Here is a 6140-nt window from a genome sequence, read left to right as displayed (position 1 = left end):
GTCTGCAGCACTCTTTTATACCCATTGAACCGAATTTCATTCAACAGCAGCGCGAGTATGATCGGTATAGGAAACGCAAAGAGCAAATCATAAATGCCGATCAATAATGTGTTTTTTAAAATGATAAGAAATTCATCATAAGCGAACATCCGTTTAAAGTGCTCCAAGCCGACCCACGGACTCCCTGTTATCCCTTTAAAAATATTGTAGTTTTGAAAGGCGATGGCCGAACCGAACAAGGGAATATATTTAAAAATGACAAAATAAATAAGCCCTGGAATAGAAATCACGTATAGAGGCCAATGTTTCATTACAAAAGCTCTTTTCGCTTTTTTCGATGCAAATGTATATACCGTCTGTCCTGCAGAATCTGTCTTTGAAGCCATGTTCGTCTTTCCTTTCTTTCCATCTGAATGTTTGATGGTCTCATCATACTATGGGCTCCCTAGTGAAACCATGGAGAAACTTCGTTTCCAGGTGTGTTTTTCAACAATCTGAACACAGAAAAACCCTTGCCTACGGCAAGGGTCACACAAGATATTCCAGTTATTCATCTATCGTTTATCTCAACTATGTTAACCCCGAGCTGAAGTAGGCATTAGCATGATGAGTTTGGTTCCCTTCTCCACTTCACTTTCGATCTGCAAGCCATACTGCTCGCCAAATACCATCTGAATTCGTCGATGAACATTGACAATCCCGATCCCGCCAATTCCTTTCGAGGAGCCATCTTCTTTATCCGCAAGCTGGTTTGTATGCAGTTTCTCACGCAGTTCCTCCAGCCTGGCCTCGTTGATACCAAGACCGTTATCCTCAACGCTAACCCAGAACTTATCCTCATCCTCACCAGCATCAATGCGAATATAATGATAGTCCTCCACACCGTCCGCGAAAGCATGCTGAAAAGCATTTTCAATCAGCGGCTGCAAGGTTAGACGAACCATGCTATTCAATAAATAATCTGGATGAATGCTGACATCTACTTCAAACTCCCGACCGATACGGTGCTTAAGAACGACAAGATAGAACATGACATGTTTTAATTCATTGGAAACGGTGATCTCTTCCAGATTGGTCTGCACGGAATAACGCAGCATATACGCCAGCGCTTTGACAATTTCATAGATTTCCTTCGAATCTCTTATGACCGCATAGCAAACAATCGTTTCTAGTGTGTTATATAAAAAATGAGGATTAATCTGCAGCTGCAAAGATTGCAGCTCTGCCTTTTGGCGTTCCATCTGGCTTTTCTGATCACTAAGCTCGGCCTGGTATACTTTATCTACCAGCTCTGAGAGGCGAGTCACCATCAAGTTGTATCGGCTCATTAACTCAGCGATCTCGTCACGATGCTCCGGAAGCGGAATTTGCACCCAATTCCCCTGTTCAGTTTGCCGCATGGCACTTCGCAAGATACGTATCGGCCCTGTGATTGATCTTCCGAATCGGAAAGCTATCCATAACGCGATGCCTAGTGTGAAACATCCGACAACGATCGTTGTCGTCCGAATCGTATCGCTCGGTTTGCGCAGCTCCTTCACCGACATCGCAACGACCAGCCTTCGCCCAAATCTATACCTTTCCACAGCTCTGACAGCTCAGCCGCCCGTAACTCCACGACAAGAATCCCTTTAGGTTCCGTAGAGGAAAGTCCACGAATCTGTCGGACCAGCGTTATATTTTGTTGTCCAGACAGAATACTGTGGTTCAGTACACTCAAGCTGCCATCCGGCTTTGTATTTGCTTTGAAAAATTCCAGTTGTTGTTGTGCTTCTTCCTTGTTGAACGATCCACCAACGGAATCATTGTAAAAATACATCGTATTATGATTGAAGCTAATCATATAAATATTGGATATTTCTGGATTACGAGCAAACGCCGGCTCAATAATAAGCTCCTTAATGAACTTTCTCACCTCATAATAAGGGTAACCCGTTTCCCCCTCCGGCAGATCAATGAACCGTTTGACATCGTTACTGCTCAATAGAGAAACCATGGACCGCTCATAGCTGCGGATATACAGATCCGTATGGTGCGCTGCATTCCCTACCACCTGCGTTAGCTGCTTCTCCACAATATGATCAAGTTCGTTGGACGAACTCCAGTAGGAAAACACACCAACGCTTGTCAAAGAAATCATGATCACAACGAAATAGGATAAAAATAACTTAGGATATAAATTGAATTTTTTCATTTCATCCCCAGCGATTCCCGATAATCCGAGGGTGAAATTCCAAAGACTTTCTTAAATGTTTTTGTAAAATGCGGGTAATCATCGTAGCCTACTTCTGCCGCTATATCCACGGTTCGTTTATGCGGAATCGCCAGCAGCTCCCGAGCCTTTTCCATTCTTTTATTAATTCGGTAGCTAATGAAGGTTTCATTGCTCATTTTTTTGAACAAAGTGCTGAAATAATTCGGGGTAATCCCCACCATATCCGCAACTTCTTTCAAAGAAATATCCACCGACAAATGATTGTCAATATAGGTTTTGGCTTCCTCCATAGGGTCCTTGAAATTACCACGCCGTACAACCAAAATATCCATTATAACGGTTTGCAGCCGTTCCTCAAATTCCTTAAACAGCTCCGCTTTCGAAGAGGAACGGAATTCCTCCGTTAAATCAGCGCTAATCACACGATTTTTCTCTTGAAACTGCTTATGCAGCAGCACGGCCGCATCGAGGAGCTGACCTTTCAACTGAGCCGCAGACAAGTGGGAACAATCTTCTTTTAACTCCTCTATAATCTTCTGCAGCTCTTCTTCCTGCAGTAACCAAATGCTGTTTTCTATTCGTTCAACCCATTCCACATAGCGGGATACAGGGATATACCCTTGTGATTGCGATTTCATAATGATGTCAAAGACATCATGCAGATCCGGCGGTGTAACCGGCTTCAGCAGATAGTGCTTGACCCCGTACGATAGACATTTTTGTGCATAATCAAAATCACTATAGCCCGAAACCACGACCATCATAATATGAGGATATTTCTCGTAAACGTTGCGGCAAAGCTCCAAGCCATCCATTTTGGGCATTCGAATATCCGTTAGAAGCAGGTCTGGTTCGAACCGAGTCATTTGCTCCAGAGCATCAAGCCCGTTTACCGCGGTTTCAATTTGTTGAAACTTATGCGTATAGCTCTGTGCCATCATCATCAAGCCGCTGCGAATTACCGGTTCATCATCTACAATTAACAGTCTCACGAAAGTCCAAGCCCCCATCTCTAACGTTGGTCGAAAAATACGCCCAAGAAAAAAGAGACTWGTCCGCCAATTGCGGGGACAAATCCTTTTTCCTCTGCCTTGAAATTAGTTTATGTTTTTGGAAACGATAGCCCCATTGCCTTGCTTGTAACGCTCAGTTGCTTCTTTCAGGATATCGTTGCCGCCTTTTGTTTTGTATTCCTCAATTACTTTCGGCCAATCTGAGATTGGTTCCTTGCCATAAATCATTTTAATCATATGATCAATAATTAGTTTAGGTCCAACATCATCGCCTGCAGGAGCTACGTCCGGATACTTCGAGAACGATTCAAGCTGTGGTACAAACCGGATGGAGCCCAAACCTTCTTTGGAAACAATCGTATCTAAATACTTGATCATGTCGCGTCCGTCCGCAGACATCTCTTCCTTGGCTTTGTTGTAAACTACATCGTGTACGAACCAGAACATACCGCGGAATTGATCCTCCTCAATAGCTGAGGTTTCCGTTGGAGGCGTGAATTTAATTTTGCCATTCTCTGTTGTATACGTTTCCCCTTCAATCCCGAAGGAGAAATATTTCTCAGCTTCCGGCGTTAGCATCCATTCCAAGAACTGAATAATGCGGATCGCTTTTTCTTTTGAAACCTTGTTATTAATGTAATAAGAAGTATTAATGCTGGAGTAGAGCAGATGTCCACCGAAGTTTTCCGGTCCGCGTGGGGATGAGATAATCTCGATTTTCCCATCTGGCACAAGGTTCTTCAGTTTGTTGCGGAAACCGGACAAGCTCTGCGCATTAGCTGACCACATGCCTACCTTGCCAGCTTCAATATTCTTATTATAATCGGTAGAAGAGATGGATGCGAAATCTTTTGGAATTAATCCTTCGTCGAACATGGTCTTAAAGGTTTGAAGCGCTTTGGTCATGTTCTCCACATCGAAGAATTTCGGTACAACCTGGTCTCCCTTGACTTCGAATTGAGCAGGAAGCACATCGTAAGCTCCTAGAATCGTATCTGCGTACTTGAAGTTTTCGCGCATTTGATACGGGTTCGCTACCCCGTTGGCTTTCAGCGCTCTCATCACTGCCATAAACTCATCAACCGTTTTCGGTGCAGGCAGTCCTGTTTTTGCAAGCAGATCCGCTCTAATGAAGGTCGCACGGCGGGAAGGATTGGAAAGCCACGATGGAATACCGTAGATTTTGCCGTTAAAGCTGGTTTCTTGCCATGCTTCCTTTGGTATCGCTTTCATTATGTTTGGAGCATACTGCTTGAGCAAATCGTCCAAAGGCATGAACACTCCAGCTTCTACAGAACCTGACATCCCTTTGGTCGTAGCCCCTCCAACATTTTGAACGAGATCCGGAATATCATTGGAAGCAAACATCAGAGACATTTTTTGGTCAAAATCTTTCAGCGGAATCATACGAAGGTCGAGATCTACATTCGTAAGCTCCTCCAGCTTTTTCACCCATTTCTCTTTATTCACATCTGCTGTTTGCTCTGCATATTTGTAACCGCTTGTCGTCATGGACATGGAAAACTTTTGGACTTCATCTTTTTTCGCTGTATCGCCGGACTTTGGATTTGTTGCTCCGCCACCACAGCCCGAAAGCGCGCCAGCTGTCAAAACCAGGGTTAATGCAATAACCATCCCTTTTTTCATTCGTTTCTGCCCCATTCTCTATCGTAATTATCCAACGGAACTGGATATCTACATCTTACCCTTCCTTGGAATGATGAGGAATGTGTTTTTTAACAATGGTGTTGTGTTTGTGTTAACACTTTATTGTGCAATCACTCGATATACACTGCCCTGCTGCACCTTGAAGCTCGTTGTCTGTTCCCCATTGGACCGGGCAATCTCCTGATCATTCAAGACAACAATACTCGGCACGGACGTGCGAATCGTGCAAATTTTATCCTCTGATGCCTGAATTGTCGCCTGGCTTAGTTGCCCTTGATCCCAAGCCAAATCAACAACATATCCGCCTTGCGCTCTCAAACCTATGATCGAACCCGATTCCCAATCACCAGGAAGAGCTGGCAGCAGATTAAGCTCGCCCATATGACTCTGGAGCAACATCTCTGCTATACCTGCGGTCGCTCCGAAGTTCCCATCAATCTGAAACGGCGGATGTGCGTCAAATAAATTCGGGTACGTGGATTTCTCAAATAAATTCAACACATAAGCCAGCGCAGAGTCACCATCTCCAAGCCGTGCGAACATGTTAATGATCCAAGCGCAGCTCCAACCCGTATGACCTCCACCATTAGCCAGTCTACTTCGCAAAGTCATCTTAGCGGCTTCGGCAAGATCTGGCGTTGTATGAATGTCAATCTGTTTGCCTGGATGTAGCGCGAAGAGATGGGAAATGTGCCGATGACCAGGTTCAGCTTCAACGTATTCCTCCATCCATTCCATTAACTGACCATTAGCCCCGATTTGTGGTTGAGGAAGTTTCCCCATCCGTTCTGTCAGTTGATCACGAAACGATTCATCGCACTGCAAGAGATGGCTGCTTTTTATACAAGCTTCGAACAAGGCATGTACAATCTGTGAGTCCATAGAAGGTCCCATGCACAAGGTACCTCGGAGCCCACTTGGTAATATGAAACTATTTTCCGGAGAAATAGAAGGTCCTGTCACCCATGTTCCATCTGGGGCCTCTGTCAAATAATCCATGAAAAATTCCGCCGCTTCTTTCAAAACCGGATAAGCCCGCTCGCGCAAGAATGCCGTATTCCCGGTATACGCATAATGCTCCCACAGATGCAGACTAAGCCACGCTGCACCCATCGGCCAAATGACGCTTGTTGCGAGGATGCCCTCAGGACGGGTTTCGGCCCAAATATTCGTATTGTGATGGGCGACGAATCCTCTGCAGCCGTAGAGTGTTTTCGCGGTTATTCTCCCTTTCACTCTCATTC

Annotated in this window: 5 protein-coding genes and 1 pseudogene; all 6 read right to left on the bottom strand. The window is 44.8% G+C overall.

The genetic code is table 11. The features are described 5' to 3' along the window. Positions 1 to 386: pseudogene (locus AC1DUA_RS24735) on the bottom strand (sugar ABC transporter permease); the annotation flags it as partial. 189 nt (positions 387 to 575) lie between these two features. Then, on the bottom strand, positions 576 to 1547 hold the full coding sequence (locus AC1DUA_RS24730) for a sensor histidine kinase (protein ID WP_477502292.1): 972 nt from the start codon (positions 1545 to 1547) through the stop codon (positions 576 to 578). Continuing rightward, positions 1538 to 2194 carry a cache domain-containing protein gene (locus AC1DUA_RS24725; protein ID WP_477502291.1) on the bottom strand — a complete coding sequence of 219 codons (657 nt, stop codon included), beginning with the start codon at positions 2192 to 2194 and terminating at the stop codon, positions 1538 to 1540. The genes AC1DUA_RS24730 and AC1DUA_RS24725 overlap by 10 nt, the downstream gene beginning before the upstream one ends. Then, positions 2191 to 3207, bottom strand: a complete 1017-nt coding sequence (locus AC1DUA_RS24720; RefSeq protein ID WP_477502290.1) for a response regulator — start codon at positions 3205 to 3207, stop codon at positions 2191 to 2193. Before AC1DUA_RS24720 ends, AC1DUA_RS24725 begins: the two co-directional genes overlap by 4 nt. A 105-nt stretch (positions 3208 to 3312) precedes the next feature. Continuing rightward, positions 3313 to 4875 carry an extracellular solute-binding protein gene (locus tag AC1DUA_RS24715; protein ID WP_477502289.1) on the bottom strand — a complete coding sequence of 521 codons (1563 nt, stop codon included), beginning with the start codon at positions 4873 to 4875 and terminating at the stop codon, positions 3313 to 3315. A gap of 120 nt (positions 4876 to 4995) precedes the next feature. Beyond that, the coding region (locus AC1DUA_RS24710) for a glycosyl hydrolase family 95 catalytic domain-containing protein (RefSeq protein WP_477502288.1) at positions 4996 to 6140 on the bottom strand (1145 nt) is incomplete at its 5' end.

The sequence above is a fragment of the Paenibacillus sp. 01T422 genome (assembly GCF_056398785.1).
Note: the sequence above shows the minus strand (reverse complement) of the source record. Positions and strands in the feature narration are given on the sequence as shown.